The following is a 16,947-nucleotide window of genomic DNA, read 5'->3' as shown; positions in this document are numbered from 1 at the left end:
ATGAACGAATATAACGTTACAGGAGGACAGGGTATGACGACATCCAACCACAAAACGCCCCAATATCCAGAGCCTTATTGGAGGGAGGAGGAACTTCCGGCCTTCGACAAGCTCAGAGAAGATGCTCAAACGGAAATTGCAATTGTAGGCGGCGGCATTACCGGGATTACAGCTGGATACCTTCTTGCCAAAGAAGGATATAAAGTAGCGATTCTTGAAGCCGGCAATATTTTGAACGGCACTACCGGACATACAACGGCTAAAGTGACGGCACAGCATGGCTTAATATATGATGAATTGATCAGCCATTTCGGCGAGGAAAAAGCCAAGCTCTATTATCAGGCTTCGGCTGATGCACTGAATTTCGTCCGGAGCACAGTTGCCGAAAAGCAAATTGAATGCGACTTTAGCAATGAAGAAGCAATTATATATGCTGTTTCAGAAGAGTATGCACAAAAAGTAGAAAAAGAGCGGCAAGCCTATGAAAAACTCGGAATTCCACACGGTATGAAAGAAAACATTCCTTTTAACATCAGCACAAAAGCAGTGCTTTCCATGTTTGACCAGGCCCAGTTTCATCCGGTGAAATACTTGAAAAAGCTGCTTAAAGACTTTGTGGATATGGGCGGTATTGTTTATGAAAATACAACAGCTGCAGACATTGAAGAAGGCAGCCTCCCTGATGTCGTGACCAGAGAAGGCCATCGCCTGAAATGCAAATATGTTATCGCTGCTTCCCACTTCCCTTTTGCGGATATGAAAGGTTTTTATTTTGCCAGATTATCTCCGGAAAGATCTTATGTACTTGGCGTAAAAACCAAAGAGGATTTTCCTGGAGGCATGTATTATAGTGCCGATTCACCGACCCGCTCACTGAGGTACACACCCTATAACGGAGACAAACTCATTTTAGTGAGCGGCGACGGCCACAAGACTGGCCATGGACCAGATACGATGAAGCACTACGAAGCCCTTGAAACTTTTGCGGAAGATGTGCTCGGCATAACCGATTATCCTTATCGCTGGTCTGCCCAGGATTTATATACGCTTGATAAAGTACCGTATATCGGACCAATTACGTCCAAACAGAAGAATATCTTTGTCGCAACCGGCTACCGGAAATGGGGAATGACAAACGGGACAGCCGCCGCCATGCTGATAAAAGATCAGATTATGGAAAGGGACAACCCTTATGCCGAGCTGTTTACACCATCCAGATTTCAGGCTGACCCAAGCATCAAGAAATTTATTGCGGCCAATACAGATGTAGCCGGACAGCTGATCAAAGGGAAGCTTGAATTCGTGCCGAAAGAAATGGCAGATCTGTCTCATGATGAAGGCGGAGTCGTGATGATCAATGGCAAGCGGACAGGTGCATACAGGGATCCAGAAGGCAGCCTTCATCTTGTGGATACCACCTGCACCCATATGGGATGTGAATGCGAATGGAACCACGGCGACCGCACCTGGGACTGCCCATGCCACGGCTCCCGCTTCTCCTATGACGGAACAGTCGTTGAAGGACCGGCTGCCAAGCATCTTAAAAAAGTTGAAGATTAACTCATTCGTGGTTTTTTGAAGAAATGAAGACAGTCTTCCTTGGAAAACTGTCTTTTTCTATGCATTTATCATCATTTTTGCGAGGATTTACTTGCGTGTTATGGAGATAGTACCGATTTATGTGCGGATAAAAATTCTTCTGTTCGGATACCTCACTTTTATGTGCGGATAAATTTTTTTCTGTGCGGATAGCTTATTTTTATGTGCTGAAGCACTTTTACTTTGTACATGTGGCTGCCTGAGAGATTGTGCACTGCTTTTATTTTCGGATAGCTGGATTTTACTTGCAGATAGCTCATATTTATTTTCGGATAGACTTTTTTATTGCGGCATAGCTCATTTTTATTTTCAGATAGACTTTTTCCAGCAACAAAAAATCCCCCTTCTAAAAAGGAGGATTTGGTTCATCAGTCCTGCACGTTGTTTTCTTTCTTTTCTTTGCTTCCGGTTGTGAATTCAACAAGCTCTTCACTTGTGCGCTGCGGTCTGTGTTTATTGTTATTGCGCTGTGCATTGCCGTTGCCGCGTTTAGTTCTGCCCATATTCTCATCTGCTCCTTTTTTGTTTTTCAGAAGTAGTATGAGTCAATTAACCGGCAGTTATTCTATGCCAGCACTCCAAGTTCTGGAGCTTTTCTATGCTTGGTGGCCTGTTCAAATGCATAAGCAATTTTAATGAGGAGCGGTTCACTATAGGCAAGCCCTGTAAATGTGATGCCCACCGGCTCACCCTCAGGAGTATAGCCGGCCGGCACTGTGATGGATGGATATCCCGCTTTTGCAGGGATGCCTGCACCATAATTATTCGGGAATACGATGGCATCGAGATGATGTTCTTTCATTACGTAATCAATGCCCTTTTCTCCTGAAAAATAGATATCTTTCTCAAGTGCAGATATATAGGCCATTTCCGTCAGATCTCCGCTTGTTTCCTCTGATTCAACCAGGATGGATTGTCCGTATTTTAAGCACTTTTCGCTGTTATTTTCATTAAAATTAATGACATCGGACAGTGTCCGGATATTAAGGTGCGGCGCGACAGTTCGCAGGTAGGCATTCAAATCAGCTTTAAATTCATATGTCAGGACATCATAGCTCCACTCTTCATTGGTGGAAGGAATCAGCACTTCGTCCTGCACCTCTGCACCAAGCTCTTTTAATCGGGCTACTGCCTTATTCATCACAGAGAGCTTTTCAGAACTTAAATAGTCAAAATAAGTCTCCCTGGCGATGCCGATTCGTGCACCCTTTAATCCGGCTTCATCAAGGAAAACGGTAAAATCCTTGCCCTGCAGATCTTTATTTGTCAGGGTAATCGGATCATTTTCGTCAGGTACTGCAAGCACGTTCAATAATAAAGCGGCATCCTTAACCGTTCTCGCCATAGGTCCGGCAGTATCCTGGCTATGGGCAATCGGAATAATGCCGGTTCGGCTGACAAGTCCGACTGTCGGCTTAATTCCAACGAGAGAATTTTGGCTGGCTGGACTTAAAATGGAACCTGATGTCTCCGTTCCAATGGCTGCGGCCGCAAAATTAGCGGCGATGGCTGCACCGGATCCTGCGCTGGAGCCTCCAACATCAAATTTACCCGGTCCATATGGATTCAAGGTCTGTCCGCCTCGTGAGCTGTATCCGCTGGGCATTCCTTCCGTCATAAAATTGGCCCATTCTGTCATATTTGTTTTTCCTAAGATGACTGCTCCCGCTTGCCTTAATTGAGAGGCCACAAACGAATCCTTCTGTGCACAATGATTCTTCAGGGCGAGTGAACCTGCAGTTGTCTGCATTTTGTCCCCTGTATCGATATTATCCTTTAACAATATGGGAATGCCGTGAAGAGGGCTGCGCGGCCCCTGCTCTTCTCTTTCCGCATCCAGAGCAGCTGCAATATGCAGTGCATCCGGATTGAGTTCTAAAACAGAATGAATGTTTTTATCCAGCTGTCCAATCCGGTTCATGTACATCAATACAAGTTCTTTGGAGGTAATTTCCCCATTCTTTATTTTTTCCTGCAATTCATCTATCGTCGCTTCAAGCAGACAGTCATCATGAAAGCTCTTTAGCCTTGGATTTTCCATTATCGATTTCCCCTTATTCTTTAGTTAAATAAAGCTCCACTTACTAATTCGCTTAGAATAGGAGAAAATCCTTTTAATAAAAAGAATGCCAGGCACCAACTGATAGGTGCCTGGCACATTAATTTTATACGATCTGGCCGCCGCGCATTACTTTCTTTTCTGCAGTTAGGCCAAGTTCTTTGGCCATTTTCTTGAGTTCGCGCTCTTCTCTTTCAGTAACCAGAGAGATAACGGTTCCGCTTGCGCCAAATCTTCCTGTTCTTCCTGAACGATGGACATATTGATTAATATCTTTCGGGAAGTCGAAATGCACAACATGGGTGATTCCTTTGATGTCCAGCCCTCTTGCCGCAACATCCGTGGCAATCAGCATATTGGTTTTTCCGGTGCGGAAGTTCTTGATTGCTTTCTGTCTGTCGAATTTGCTCAGATCACTGTGCAGAGTGCTTGAAGAGATATTTTTAAAATCAAGCTTTTCTGCCATAACGGTTAGGTTGCCGATATCCTTAACAAATACCAGTGCCTTTATGTCCTCAAGCCTTGAGATCCTTTCGAGCATTTTAATTTTGTCCCGTGCTTCTGCCACAAAATAAATATGGTCCACACCTGCAGCCTGAATGGTTTCATCCTTCTCAACACGAATGACTTCAGCATCAGCTGTCAGCTCTTTCGCAAGCTGTTCAACAGCCGGCGGCAGTGTCGCTGAGAATAACAGGACCTGGCGTTCTTTAAGCGTTGATTTAACAATATTTTGGACCGTCTGAGCATGTTCAGGCACGAGAAGCTGATCTCCTTCATCAAGGACAACTGTTTTTACTTCATGCATTTTGAGCTTTTTCTGTTTAATCAGCTCAAGCACCCGGCCTGGCGTTCCTAAAGCGATATGCGGATGCTTCTTCAATTTCTCAAGCTGCCTTTTCACATTGGCTCCGCCAATAAAAGAAGCGGCTTTAATCCCGCTGCCTTCTGCCCATTTTTGAATCTCGCTTAATATCTGCATTACAAGCTCCTGTGATGAGGCCAAAATGACGGCCTGGACCGCCTGTTTATCCGGGTCAATTTTTTCTAGGACCGGCAGCAGGTAAGCAAGTGTCTTGCCTGTTCCGGTCGGTGACTCGGCAATAATATCCCTGTCTTCCAAAGCCAGCGGAACCGCTTCTGACTGAACTGTCGTCGGCTGTGCAAATGCAGACTTTTTCCATGCCTCCTGGATAAATGGCTTCATATTTTCAATAAAAGATTGTGTCATATGTAACTCCTTTTAACTTTATCGCGTTTAATAAGATAATTATTTTTAGTATAGCCGAAAAATCGGAAAAAACTAGTATCGGTAATGATACTAGCTTATAGGAAGGAGGATGTCCACTTTTAACAGAAAAAGGCACGAAGCCATTTCTGGCATACGCGCCTTTAAAACTTACTTATGAATCCATACGGCTCCAGCAGAGTTGTCCTTTGCTTCACCGACCACTTGGAATTTCAGGCCATGTTCCGGAACGATGCGTCCTGCATCAGGAATGAGGCTGTTAATGTATGTTTTAGAATCATCAAAAACAGAAATTCCCTTTAAACCAGGGTAGTCATAATCACCGCGAGTTGGCGAGCTTACTTCCCATGCTGGTGTTTTGTCCAAGGAGAACGCGGCATCCGCAATTTGATATCTTGTGCTTTGAGATACTGTTTCTATGCCATCTTTCAGACCGATAATTGCTTCCGGATGTGAATCCACCACTCCAAGGAAACCTTCCCCCGGATGAACGCCAACCCAGTTGTCTGTGTGGCTGTCATCAGCATACCAAACAACTAAACCAGTGTTATATTTTACTCCTCTTGAGTGGGCAAGAGCCGTATCGGAGCCTGCGTAGTTTCTCCATTCCAGGTAATAATGGTTCTTCGCATAGCTGATCCCGTTGGAAACAATGAATCCGTCAAGAGCCATCTGAGATCCGCCTTCAGCATCGTCGGAGAAAATCACATTTCCATCAGCTGTTACTGAGATATTATCAATCGCAAATCCATCTAATGCCAGCCCGCCATCTGTTACATACTCGAATGTCAGGCTAACTTTTTTACCGGCAAATTCGCTTAAGTCATATGTCTTATCTACCCATAGTCCTTTTGAAGATTCAGCACGGGCATCGCCATCTGTATCATCATCACCAATTACATCGAGCTCAGCTTCTGTCCCATCGGCTGCTTTTGCAGTAACAGTTAGATAATCATAATCAAACTCAATATCATAATAAACTTTCGCATTGAAGGCAGCTGTTTCCGCATTTGTTAAGTCTAATTCAGGCGTCGTCAAAGCGGTATGAAGGTCATCACCCTTCGTGCTGTAGTAATATTTCTCGCCAAAAGCAGGTGCAATCCCCTTCACTTCTTTTTCGGGAAGATTTACTTTTACAATTCCAGGGTTTTTAGATTTGGTTACACTTTGGTCAATAACAGTTGCCAAACCTTTATTATCAATATCTTCATAATTTACTTCCATAATATTAGCCCAGTTTCCGCCCATGCCTTTTTGGAAAAATTCTTTATTTTGCGGTGAGAAACTAGTTGGTTCAGTACCTGCTATTTCGCCGTTCCAGCTGCCGCCGCTCATGATGGACCATGAAGCAACTGGCTCGCCTTGACCGGTATATTGCGTATCATACTCATCCGGCAATCCTAAATCATGTCCAAACTCATGGGCAAACACCCCGACCGCTCCGTCTTCAGGCTGAATGGTATAATCAAATGCACCCATTTTTCCGCCCCAATAATCTACCTTGGCTGTAGTATTCGGAACAGCAAATACTCCGCCAAGTGTCCAGCGGTGAGACCAGATGGCATCATCACCAAGCGCACCGCCGCCAGCTTCCTGTCCTGTGCCGGCGTGGATAATCATGAGGTGATCAACTAATCCATCAGGCTCATTAAAGTCTCCATCTCCATCTAAATCATATAAATCAAATTCATCATATTCCGAAAGATCCATTCCAGCGTTCACAGCAGCTTTTAAAGCCTCTTTTACTAAGTCGCGAGGTCCAAGAGGTGATAGATTATCATGACCTCCGTTAGGACTATCATCACCATAATCGCTCGCATTTCCAGGGACCGTCAGCCATTCTGACACAGTGCCATCCACAGTGTAGCTGCCGCCGGATTGCTCTTCATAAAACTGCTTAAACGTTTTTACTTTATCTCCATTAAATAATTCAAATTCAGTATCGCCAAACATCAGCTTCTCATAGTGCTCTTTGTTGAAATCCTCAGCGTACATATATCCCTCTTCCTGAGTTACATTGTTATGCTTGAAATCTTCAAATTCAGTTAGAAGCACAAGCACTTTGTCTGTTCTGACATCACCATTGTAGTTTGCTTCTTTGGCCGGATCTACTTTTACATAGCCGTCCGGTTTGCCCTTTTTATAGTTTTTATGGCCTTTATTCAGCTGCTTTGTCATCTGTTCTTTTTGTTTCGTTAAGAAATCTTTTGTTTTTTTATCAAACTCATCATTATGGTCATGGCTATTTGCTGTATTTCCAGGCTGCTTTTCACCTTGCTTTTCTTTTATGTACTCCTTAACTGCCTTTTCTATTTCTTTAGAGGAAGCATCCTTTTTAACCAATCCTCTGTCTTTTAATGCCTTCCCCAGCCGGTCTTCATTCACAATATTCAAATCAATCGGTGCAGAAAGTTCGTCTGCTGAAACTTTTGAAGGAGCTGCTGTTGTTCCGGCAAAAGATCCCGCAAATAGTGCAGCTGCCATCATCGTGCTGGCTGTAATGGAAGATACAACCTTAAAAGGTTTTTTCTTATTACTCATTCTAATAGCCTCCTGTTTAATTTTTCTAAATTTTCGGATTGCGAGATTAATTCTATCAAACTAAAATAAGGTTTTTAATAGTCTAACAATACTGTTATTTTAATAATTTGATAAAATATGATTAGGTAAATGTAATCAATTTATCCATCATAAGGAAAAGAATTGGGTATTTACACTTATTTGCGGTAAGCACAAAAAGAGCATCAGACTGATCTGATGCTCCCTTCCTGTTATTTATTCAATTTTGTAATTCTTCCTTCAACCGCTGGATTTACTTCCTTTTGTTCCTTAATGTAGTTGATTAAAGCATCAAGGTCGACGATATCCACAGTGCGGTTCGTGCCGTTTAAAAGGGCGCTATAGCCGTCTCCGCCATCAGCCATATAGTTGTTTACCGTCACAGAATATTCTTGTTCTGCAGCGATTAGCGTTCCATCGTTCTTTACTAAAGAAACGATCCGATCTCCAGCAGCTCTCGAAGAATCATACGTCACCTTTAAGCCGGAAACATGCATGATTCTTTCTTTTGAACCCCATTGCTGTTCAAAAAGTTCTTTTATCTGGGCACCGGTCAATGTCATTGTCACAAGGTCATTTCCGAAAGGCTGTACCGTAAAAGCTTCTTTCCACGTAATGTCTCCAGCATCAATGCCTGTACGGACGCCGCCTGAGTTCATGAAGGCAAAATCAGTATTGGTCTGCGCAATCATGGAGTCTGCAATCAGGTTCCCCATCGGAGACTCTCCGTCAGCATTTACATCCCTCGAAATGCCTGTTGAAGTATGGCCGATTACCTCATTTAATATTGGAGCTGCATCAGCAATATAAACATCCAGCATTTTCTTGATTTCTGCATCTGGTTCAATATCACGTGTGGCGTTTACGACTTCGGCTTTTTTAGCAACAATATCTCCGGAAACAGGATCAATTGTTAAATCCACATCAGAAAAAGCTGTACCATAGGAATAAGATTGAACAAGCAATTTTCCTTCAACCACAGTATTTGTATACTTATGGTTATGCCCGCCGAACATCACATCCACTTCATCATCAACCGCATTTGCAATGTCAGCGAGTTCCTCTTGAGGATTAGCCCCATCCTGGTCAGACGTTACAGGATTATGAGTAATGACCACAATCGATTTAACGCCCTGCTCCTTGAGCTCTGCCGTGTACTTGTTGATTGCTTCCGCTTCGTCCGTGAATTCTACTCCAGCTGTTCCGCTTGGCGTTACGATTCCAGGAGTATCGGAATAGGCAATGCCAATAAAGCCGATAGGCACTCCATTCACTTCTTTAATTACGTACGGATCAAGGATTGGTTCCTTTGTTGTTTCATCGACTACATTTGCTGCAACATACGGAAAGTCTGCTCCTTCAAACTCGCCATACTTCTCCACTGTTTTAGGATGGGCGCCGCCATTGATGAGGCGGAGCATTTCGTCTACCCCTTCATCGAATTCATGGTTTCCGACTGTACCTATATCAAAGCCGATCTCATTAAGCATTTTAATGGTTGGCTCGTCCCGAAGAAGGGCAGAAACAGGGGAACTCGCTCCGACTGCATCACCGGCATGCAGCATGATTGTATTGGGATTCGCTGATTCACGCTGTTTTAAATGTGCAGCTAAATATTCGATTCCACCCGCATTCAAGCCGGCATTAAATGTATCAAGCTGTCCATGGAAATCATTGATGCCCAAAAGCTGGACTTCAAAAGGCTTTGGCTCCGGCAATTGAACCGAATATTTCGCAAAGCCATTGGCTGCTTCGCCGGCATAGCCGATTCCGCTGCCTTCAGCAATCGCATCCTTTGCATCAGGTGAAGATTCGAACGTTACATTTACATCACCGGCAACCGGTGCGAATGACCAATTAGCATCTGCAGAAGGATCGATGGTTTGTTCTTCACGGATGTAATCAATGATCGCCTGGCGGTTTTCATCCGGATAAAGCTCTACTGCCGTGTTGTTTCTAACTCCAGGGAAAGTGCCGCTGGCCCGATAATTATTTGTCACAACGATGAATTCCTGATCTGGATCAATAGGCGCTCCGTTATACTGAAGATTTTTGATTCTGTTTGCATCAGCATTAACCTGCTTGCCATCTTTATCATACTTGGCAGGTTCTGTTACATCGATCTCATATGTTACACCATCGATAACATCATAGTTATAAGTAGGGAAATCATTATTAATGAGTGACTGTTCTCCCGCTTCATTTTCTTTTATCTGATTGAACTGGCCTGCCGACATTTCAAGCCATTCTTTCACGTCTGCTCCTTTAATTTTTACCGTAGCGACTGTATTCGGATACAGATATAGATCGGCTACATTTTTAATGGCGATTGTGCCTTCAGGGATATACGTATAATAGCTTGCGCCGTTGCGGCCGCCTGCTTTAAAAGGGGCGCCCGCTGAAAGCACTGGTGTATTTTCATCCGGTGTTCCTTTTAATTGCTTCTCGATATACCACTTCTGTGCATTCGTCACAATTTGAATGGACGGGTCATCTTTTACAAGTGCAAAATAGCTGTGGATATCAGCTGTAGTTTCCCCGACAGGCTGGCGGACATAATTCACGGTGCCTTCATGCTCTTCCTTTACAGCTTTCAAAATGGCAGGATCTGCATCTGCAAGGCTTTCCTTGACGGTCGCACCGGCTTCATTTTTATAGCTTCTAAAAATAGACCTTAAAGATGACTGGGAATCCTTAACCTGCCACTTGCCCTTCACCTTGGCAATAGTCAGGTCCATAACGCCAAGCTGATTGCCCCAGCTTCCCGGCATGATGAACGGCACCCCGTTGACCGTTCCCTTTTCTGTATCCACTCCAGGAAGATCGGTGAAATCTCCCGGAAAATTCTTATGGTTGTGCCCGGAAATGACCGCATCAATGCCTTTTACTTTTGTTAAGTCGTAGGCTGCATTCTCTTCCATCTCAGCATATGCCGCGTCCCCCATGCCGGAGTGCGCGAGTGCAATGATAATGTCAGCCCCGTCTTTTTTCATTTTGGGAATATTGGCTTCTACTGATTTTACAATATCTTTCGTAATGATTTTCCCATCAAGATTGGCTTTATCCCATTGTGTAATCTGCGGAGTCACAGCACCGATTACCCCAACCTTAATGACCTGTTTTCTGCCTTTTTCGTCAACAACTTTTTTCTTGATGATTTTATATGGCTTAAAGTAATTTCTATCGTTATTCGGATTTTGATCGTGGTCGTCTTTGTAGACATTGGCATTTACATAAGGAAATGGCGAATCATCCAGGACCTCATCCAGATAATCGAGCCCATAGTTAAATTCATGGTTTCCAACCGTAGCGGCATCATAATCTAATAGTTCCATAGCTTTGAAAACAGGATGCACTTCCCCATCCTCGAGGGTATCTACTTTTGCTTTATAATCGCCTAGCGGATTTCCCTGAATTAAGTCACCATTGTCAAATAATAATGTATTCTTTGCTTCTTTTCTTGCCTGTTTGATTAAGGTAGCTGTTTTAGCCAGACCAAATTCAATGGTTTCTGCATCTTTATAGTAATCATAGTTATAAAGGTGTGTATGTATATCTGTTGTTCCTAAAATCCGCAGGCTTACTTCATGGCTTAATTTGTGTTCCGGTTTACCTGCATGATCAGGCTTTGCTGCCATAACAGAATCATATGAAATAGGAGCTGCTAAGACAGATAGGGCCATCGTTGTTGCGAGAATCGTCTTTCTAAATTTGCGAATAGGCTTTTTCAAATGAATACATCTCCTCAAAATTAGTAGATTGGTATGATAACATTCATAATTCTATCTATTTTTAGACTTATTTGAGAATGAGAAATTAGGTGGAATTAGCATGGAAAAATTATTAAATTTCTGTAAAAAAGAAGCATATTTACCTAATAAAATACAGCACCCTCAAAGGATGCTGCACGATTTCGAATATTATTATTATTATAGTGTCAGTTACTATTTTCCAGGTCTGCCCTGGAGATTAAATGACATCCCCTGAATTCTTTTATTGGGTTGGCTGCTCTATAGGAATAGTAAGGTTCACAATTGTCCCTTTCCCCTTTTCACTTTCAAACGTGATTCCCGCCTTATGTTCATCCACAATCTGCTTGGTAACCATCAGCCCTAAACCGGTTCCATCCGGCTTAGTTGTATAAAATGGATCCACGACCCGTTCCATATTTTCTGCATCGATCCCGCAGCCTTCATCTTTAATGCTGATCAAAACCTGGTCACCCTCCGTCACTTTGGCCGAAATCAGGATCGTGCCGCCTTCTGTCATAGATTCCATTGCATTCTTGACCAAATTAATAAAAGCCTGCTTCAGCATATTTTCGTCGCACTGAACTTTAGGAACAGCTTCCAGATTTTCTGTTTCAAGACGGATATTCTGATTGGCTGCCTGTTCATGTATGATCGAGATGACATAGTTAATCACTGCATTCAGTTCAACTCTTTTAAACATAGGCAGCCTTGGCTTGCTAAGGATCATAAGGTCATCGGCAATCAGATTAATGCGGTCGATTTCCTCAATCATGATCTTATAGCGGTCCTGGTCTTCAGGGTGTTTTTCCATCTGCAGCTGAGTAAATCCTCTTAATGCTGCTAAAGGATTTCTTACTTCATGGCCGACTGCCGAAGCCATCTGTCCGACAGCAGCCAGCTTTTCAGTCTGGCGGAGCTCCTGGAAAACATGTGTCAGCGAGTGAATATAGGAATAGAAGCGGTTCAGCAGAACATATGAAACACTTGAAAAAATGGCCATAAGCACGATTGGCACCATGACCTTCTGGCTGCTCAACAGTAAACCGGCCAGAAGATACTTCGCAATCATTCCGCCGGTTACTATCCAAAAATAGCGCTTATTCACAAAAATCGGCGCAAATATAATAAATAACAGTTCTACTGCGCTTCCGCTCTGAAATTCCTTCGACTCACCGAAATAGATCAGCATGCTGTTGCTAAAATCTATCAGGAAAAACCCTGCAAAATATAAGTATTTTACCTGAAAAGGGAGTTTCATCCTGATTAAATACAGCGCTAAAGGCAAGAGCCCGATAATAGCCAGATAATACCCCACTCCAAGCCCGCCCTTTGGGAGCCCGATACTGCCGTCAGTATTGAGGGGAAGCAGATAATAATAAAACAAATCATAAAGTGTTAAAATAATATAGAATAGCCATATAAAAAGCTTAACTGCTTTTGTTTCTTCTTTTATCAAAGTCTGTTGATTAAAGCCTTTCATTTACATGCTCCTTGGTTAACTCTATTAATAACGTGTCTTTAGCACTATTATATACGTTTATGTCGAAACATGTATAATATGTTATATTCTTAAACTTCAAAAAACCGGCCATGGTATATCCAGGCCGGTTTGTGTTTATTATTAAGGCTTTAAGATAACTTTAATGCAGTCATCTTCATGGTCATTAAAAATCTTATACGCACGACCTGCTTCTTCGAGCGGGATCTGATGAGTAATGATAGACTTCGGATCGAATTCCTTATTCGTTATTTTTTCGAATAGCTCAGGCATATAGTGCACAACGGGAGCCTGGCCCATTTTAATGGTGATGTTTCTCGAGAAAAATTCCTCCAGCGGGAACATATTATAAGTCAGCCCGTACACACCGGTCAGCTGGACAGTCCCAAATTTGCGGACAGCTTTCGTCGCGATTTGGATCGGGCCTAGCGTTCCGCCCTGGAGCTTAAGCTTCTGCTCGATTTTTTCCACAGCGGATTTCTTCCCGTCCATGCCGACGCAATCAATGACGACATCAGCTCCGCCACGGGTGATTTCTTTTAGATAAGCTCCCATGTCATCATATTTCGTAAAGTCATAGACTTCCACATCATTGGTAAGCTTGGCGTGATTGAGGCGGTAATCGAGATGATCTACTGCAATTACCCGTTTAGCTCCTTTCATCCAGGCAAATTTCTGGGTCATTAACCCGATGGGACCGCAGTCGAGGACGACGACCGTGTCTCCCGCTTTAACGCCTGAATGTTCCACGCTCCAATAAGCTGTCGGCAGCACATCCGATAAAAAGAGCAGTGATTCATCCTCCAGCTCGCACGATTCCGGTATAACAAATGGCATGAAATTGCCAAACGGCACTTTTAGAAACTCTGCCTGACCGCCCGGATGGTTTCCGTATTTCTCGGTATAGCCAAAGTAGCCGCCTGAATCATTATGCGGGTTCGAATTATCACACTGGCTTTCCATATCATGCTGGCAATAGAAGCAATGCCCGCACGATACATTAAACGGGATGACCACCCTGTCGCCTTTTTTTACCCGTGTCACATCAGGACCTGTCTCCTCCACGATTCCCATGGGTTCATGCCCGATAACATAGCCTGGCCGCAATGGCATATTTCCCTGATATAAATGAAGGTCCGATCCGCAAATGGCCGTTGACGTGATTCGGACAATGACATCATCCCGTTTTTCAATTCTGGGATCCTCTACATTTTTCACTTGAATATCTTTCGCTCCCTGGTAGGTGACAGCTCTCATATTTCACACTCCTTTATTGACTTAATAGGCTATACCCTCCTCCGGGCTCAAATAACTCCATTTATATCCAATTTATAAGTTGAAATATTTTACTTAAATGTTAAATTTATTTTTATTTAGAAAAATAGTACAAAAGACCAGTTTAATTATTCTGAATTTTATAAATATAATAGAATCACAGCTTTTTAGCTGTAACCATACATATTATGAGAGGAGATTTTGGATGAAGAAAAAAAGAGTCATTGGGTCAGCAGTACTAAGTGCAGTAATGGGACTATCTGTTTTTGCGTCAGGGGCGTTCGGTCAGCAGGTTGAGAGCAATGAAACCTATCGGGTCGTCATTCAGGGCCCAAGTGCAGAAAAGGCGAAGGCAAAATCGAACTATGGAGTCCGATGGGATTTTGGCCAGAATGGTTTTACTACAACGGTTAATGCTAAACAGTATCAGGCACTTTTAAAAAATAAAAACTTAAAGATTGATAGAGTTGAAGAAGTTAAGAACTCACCTGTGACAGCAGCAAAACCTGGATCGGGGGCTGCATCAGTTCCGGCAGACGGTACACCTTGGGGGATTGAGGCCATTTATAATGACAGCTCCATTCAAAGCACTTCAGGCGGAAACGGGGTAAAAGTTGCCGTGCTGGACACAGGGGTAAATACAGCGCATGCTGATCTTGCTGGACAAGCTGAACAGTGTAAAGACTTTACACAAAGAAAGTCACCTTTAATTGACGGAAGCTGCGGGGACAAGAACGGACACGGCACACATGTTGCTGGTACTGTACTGGCTCATGGCGGCGCTAACGGACAAGGTGTTTATGGGGTAGCTCCTGAGGCAGATCTCTGGGCATATAAGGTGTTAAATGACAGAGGTTCAGGATATTCTGATGACATCGCCGGAGCTATTAAGCATGCGGCCGATGAAGCGGTCCGCACAGGATCTAAAGTGGTCATTTCCATGTCATTAGGTTCAAGCTCTAAGAGCACATTGATTGCAGATGCAGTTGATTACGCCTACAGCAAAGGTGTCCTGGTAGTGGCTGCTGCCGGAAATGATGGTCCTGCCGATAACACGATTGGCTATCCTGGCGCACTGGTGAATGCTGTTGCAGTGGCCGCTCTGGAAAATGTTCAGCAAAATGGTTCATACCGTGTTGCAGATTTCTCATCAAGGGGCAACCCTGCTACTGATGGCGACTACCTAATCCAGGAGCGTGATGTCGAGCTGTCCGCACCAGGCAGAGCAATTGAATCCACATGGTATGATGGCAGCTACAGCACAATCAGCGGCACATCCATGGCTACTCCCCATGTATCCGGATTGGCTGCTAAAATCTGGGCTCAGAATCCATCCATGACTCATACACAGCTTCGCACCGAGCTTCAGAACCGGGGCAAGCTAAATGATATTCTTGGCGGAACAGGCGCTGCAGCGGGTGACGATTATGCGTCAGGCTTTGGCTTCCCGCGTGTAAAATAAGAGAATAATAGAAAAGCTTGGACATTACCGTCCAAGCTTCAGTTTGTAGACAAAAGGGGTTCGGAATAGTCTCATTCCGAACCCCTTTTTTGATTTTTTATTGGATTTGAAGGGATTTTAGAGAATTCTAGACCTCTCCGAGGTCATCATTTAGGCCATTTCTGGACTTTGCCAAGTCCAGTTGGCCATCTTCTTCAAATTCATGGCAGCGAAAGTAAGCATCGCCTGCATCGACAATTTTTTAAGTCCCCTTAGGGTTGTCCAACTCATGCCATGCTTTTCTTTTGCATCTGCGAATACACGTTCAATTGTTTCTTTGCGTTTCTCATAGATCGGTTTGACGTCTTGATGGTGACGAAGGTGATCTGCTTCTTCCACGTGTTCCTCCCACACATGTCGTTGAATCAGTTTTTGATGTGCTTGACTCTGTGTGCATTGAGACAAGAAAGGGCATCCAGCACAAATTCGCGGATCTGATTTATATTGACGATACCCTTCCTTTGTAGTCGTTGTATATTTTAATATCTCACTAGCTGGGCAAATGTAACAGTCAAAATGCTCGTCATAAACATACTCATGTTTTCTGAAGTAACCCTCTTTGTGCGAGGTCGTGTAAGGTAAAGCAGGTGTGATATCGTTTTTCAATAAGTAGCTCGTGACGGCAGGTGTTTTATAAGTCGTCTGCCGCAACAGCTTCTGGTTTACTAACTTTCTCGATGACTTGTTCAACCAATGGCTCTAAAATATGACTATCATGCGTGTTACCCGGGGTTACAATTGTGCCTAGCACGAAGCCGTTGTCGCTGCGATGGAAAGAATAGGCGAACTGTTTTGTACGCTCATCTTTTACATAGTAGCCACTCTCTGGGTCCGTTGTACTCTCCTTAATTTCTTTGTATTCTTCCTTATCAAACTTATCTGGTGGAAACGGCTTTTTTCCATGATCCTCACGGTCTTGGTTAATCTCCTCTTGAAGGCGTTCTTGATAGGCACGTGTTTCTTTTCGAACAACTTTCTTTTCAAATTTGCGCTTATTTGCACTCGCTTTTACATGCGTAGAATCTACAAAAACGTGTTCAGCACTAATTAAATTCTTTTCAGTTGCAGTTTTAAGATTCGGTAAAATATCTGTTCAAAGAGATCGGTGTTTTTAAATCGGCGCTCATAGTTTTACCGAAAGTTGAGAAGTGAGGAACTTTATCGGAAACCATAGCCTAAAAACCATCGATAAGCCATATTCGTTTTCAATTCTTCAATTGTTTGACGCATGGAGCGAATACCGAAGGTATATTGAATAAATGAGAGTTTAATTAATATTACAGGGTCAATACTTGGGCGCCCTACCTCTGAATACATATCTTTTACCAAGTCATAGATGAATGAGAAATCAATCGCAGCCTCAATTTTGCGAACCAAATGGTCCGCTGGTACAAGTTCGTCTAAAGCAATCATTTCAATTTGATCCCGTTGAATTGGATTATGTTTTGAAAGCAT

General features: G+C 43.3%; 9 protein-coding genes and 1 pseudogene. 2 read left to right on the top strand and 8 right to left on the bottom strand.

The window, feature by feature from the left end; genetic code table 11:
- Nucleotides 1–33: 33 nt before the first annotated feature.
- Nucleotides 34–1,560, top strand: a complete 1,527-nt coding sequence (locus IRB79_RS06195) for an FAD-dependent oxidoreductase (protein WP_243507433.1) — start codon at nt 34–36, stop codon at nt 1,558–1,560.
- Nucleotides 1,561–1,967: 407 nt separating this feature from the next.
- Here IRB79_RS06195 and IRB79_RS28010 read toward each other — a convergent pair whose 3' ends face one another.
- From IRB79_RS28010 to IRB79_RS06165, 7 genes are all read right to left on the bottom strand, one after another.
- Nucleotides 1,968–2,102: a hypothetical protein gene (locus tag IRB79_RS28010; RefSeq protein WP_019382593.1), complete on the bottom strand. Its 135-nt coding sequence runs from the start codon at nt 2,100–2,102 to the stop codon at nt 1,968–1,970.
- A 62-nt stretch (nt 2,103–2,164) separates the two neighbouring features.
- Nucleotides 2,165–3,640 carry an amidase family protein gene (locus IRB79_RS06190; RefSeq protein WP_243507431.1) on the bottom strand — a complete coding sequence of 492 codons (1,476 nt, stop codon included), beginning with the start codon at nt 3,638–3,640 and terminating at the stop codon, nt 2,165–2,167.
- A 124-nt stretch (nt 3,641–3,764) separates the two neighbouring features.
- Nucleotides 3,765–4,889 carry a DEAD/DEAH box helicase gene (locus IRB79_RS06185; RefSeq protein WP_243507429.1) on the bottom strand — a complete coding sequence of 375 codons (1,125 nt, stop codon included), beginning with the start codon at nt 4,887–4,889 and terminating at the stop codon, nt 3,765–3,767.
- A gap of 168 nt (nt 4,890–5,057) precedes the next feature.
- Nucleotides 5,058–7,448, bottom strand: coding sequence for an immune inhibitor A domain-containing protein (locus tag IRB79_RS06180; RefSeq protein ID WP_243507427.1), 2,391 nt, complete (start codon nt 7,446–7,448; stop codon nt 5,058–5,060).
- Between the two features lie 230 nt (nt 7,449–7,678).
- Complete coding sequence (locus IRB79_RS06175; RefSeq protein WP_243507426.1) at nt 7,679–11,197, bottom strand: bifunctional 2',3'-cyclic-nucleotide 2'-phosphodiesterase/3'-nucleotidase; 3,519 nt, start codon at nt 11,195–11,197, stop codon at nt 7,679–7,681.
- Between the two features lie 262 nt (nt 11,198–11,459).
- The gene (locus IRB79_RS06170) at nt 11,460–12,698 is read right to left on the bottom strand and encodes an ATP-binding protein (protein WP_243507424.1); all 1,239 of its coding nucleotides are present in this window, start codon (nt 12,696–12,698) and stop codon (nt 11,460–11,462) included.
- 141 nt (nt 12,699–12,839) lie between these two features.
- A complete protein-coding gene (locus tag IRB79_RS06165; protein WP_243507422.1) occupies nt 12,840–13,973 on the bottom strand; it encodes a zinc-dependent alcohol dehydrogenase in 1,134 nt (377 codons plus the stop codon).
- 223 nt (nt 13,974–14,196) lie between these two features.
- Between IRB79_RS06165 and IRB79_RS06160 the strand changes: the two genes are divergently transcribed.
- Complete coding sequence (locus IRB79_RS06160; protein WP_243507420.1) at nt 14,197–15,453, top strand: S8 family peptidase; 1,257 nt, start codon at nt 14,197–14,199, stop codon at nt 15,451–15,453.
- Nucleotides 15,454–15,603: 150 nt separating this feature from the next.
- Here IRB79_RS06160 and IRB79_RS06155 read toward each other — a convergent pair.
- Nucleotides 15,604–16,947, bottom strand: a pseudogene (locus IRB79_RS06155) (IS1182 family transposase).

Origin of the sequence: Cytobacillus oceanisediminis (assembly GCF_022811925.1) — a bacterium.
GTDB lineage: Bacteria > Bacillota > Bacilli > Bacillales > Cytobacillaceae > Cytobacillus > Cytobacillus oceanisediminis_D.
Note: the sequence above shows the minus strand (reverse complement) of the source record. Positions and strands in the feature narration are given on the sequence as shown.

Excerpts from the sequence above, each read along its gene's own strand:
- IRB79_RS06195 (WP_243507433.1), top strand. The coding sequence starts at position 34 with ATGACGACATCCAACCACAAAACGCCCCAATATCCAGAGCCTTATTGG.
- IRB79_RS28010 (WP_019382593.1), bottom strand. The coding sequence starts at position 2,102 with ATGGGCAGAACTAAACGCGGCAACGGCAATGCACAGCGCAATAACAAT.
- IRB79_RS06190 (WP_243507431.1), bottom strand. The coding sequence starts at position 3,640 with ATGGAAAATCCAAGGCTAAAGAGCTTTCATGATGACTGTCTGCTTGAA.
- IRB79_RS06185 (WP_243507429.1), bottom strand. The coding sequence starts at position 4,889 with ATGACACAATCTTTTATTGAAAATATGAAGCCATTTATCCAGGAGGCA.
- IRB79_RS06180 (WP_243507427.1), bottom strand. The coding sequence starts at position 7,448 with ATGAGTAATAAGAAAAAACCTTTTAAGGTTGTATCTTCCATTACAGCC.
- IRB79_RS06170 (WP_243507424.1), bottom strand. The coding sequence starts at position 12,698 with ATGAAAGGCTTTAATCAACAGACTTTGATAAAAGAAGAAACAAAAGCA.
- IRB79_RS06165 (WP_243507422.1), bottom strand. The coding sequence starts at position 13,973 with ATGAGAGCTGTCACCTACCAGGGAGCGAAAGATATTCAAGTGAAAAAT.
- IRB79_RS06160 (WP_243507420.1), top strand. The coding sequence starts at position 14,197 with ATGAAGAAAAAAAGAGTCATTGGGTCAGCAGTACTAAGTGCAGTAATG.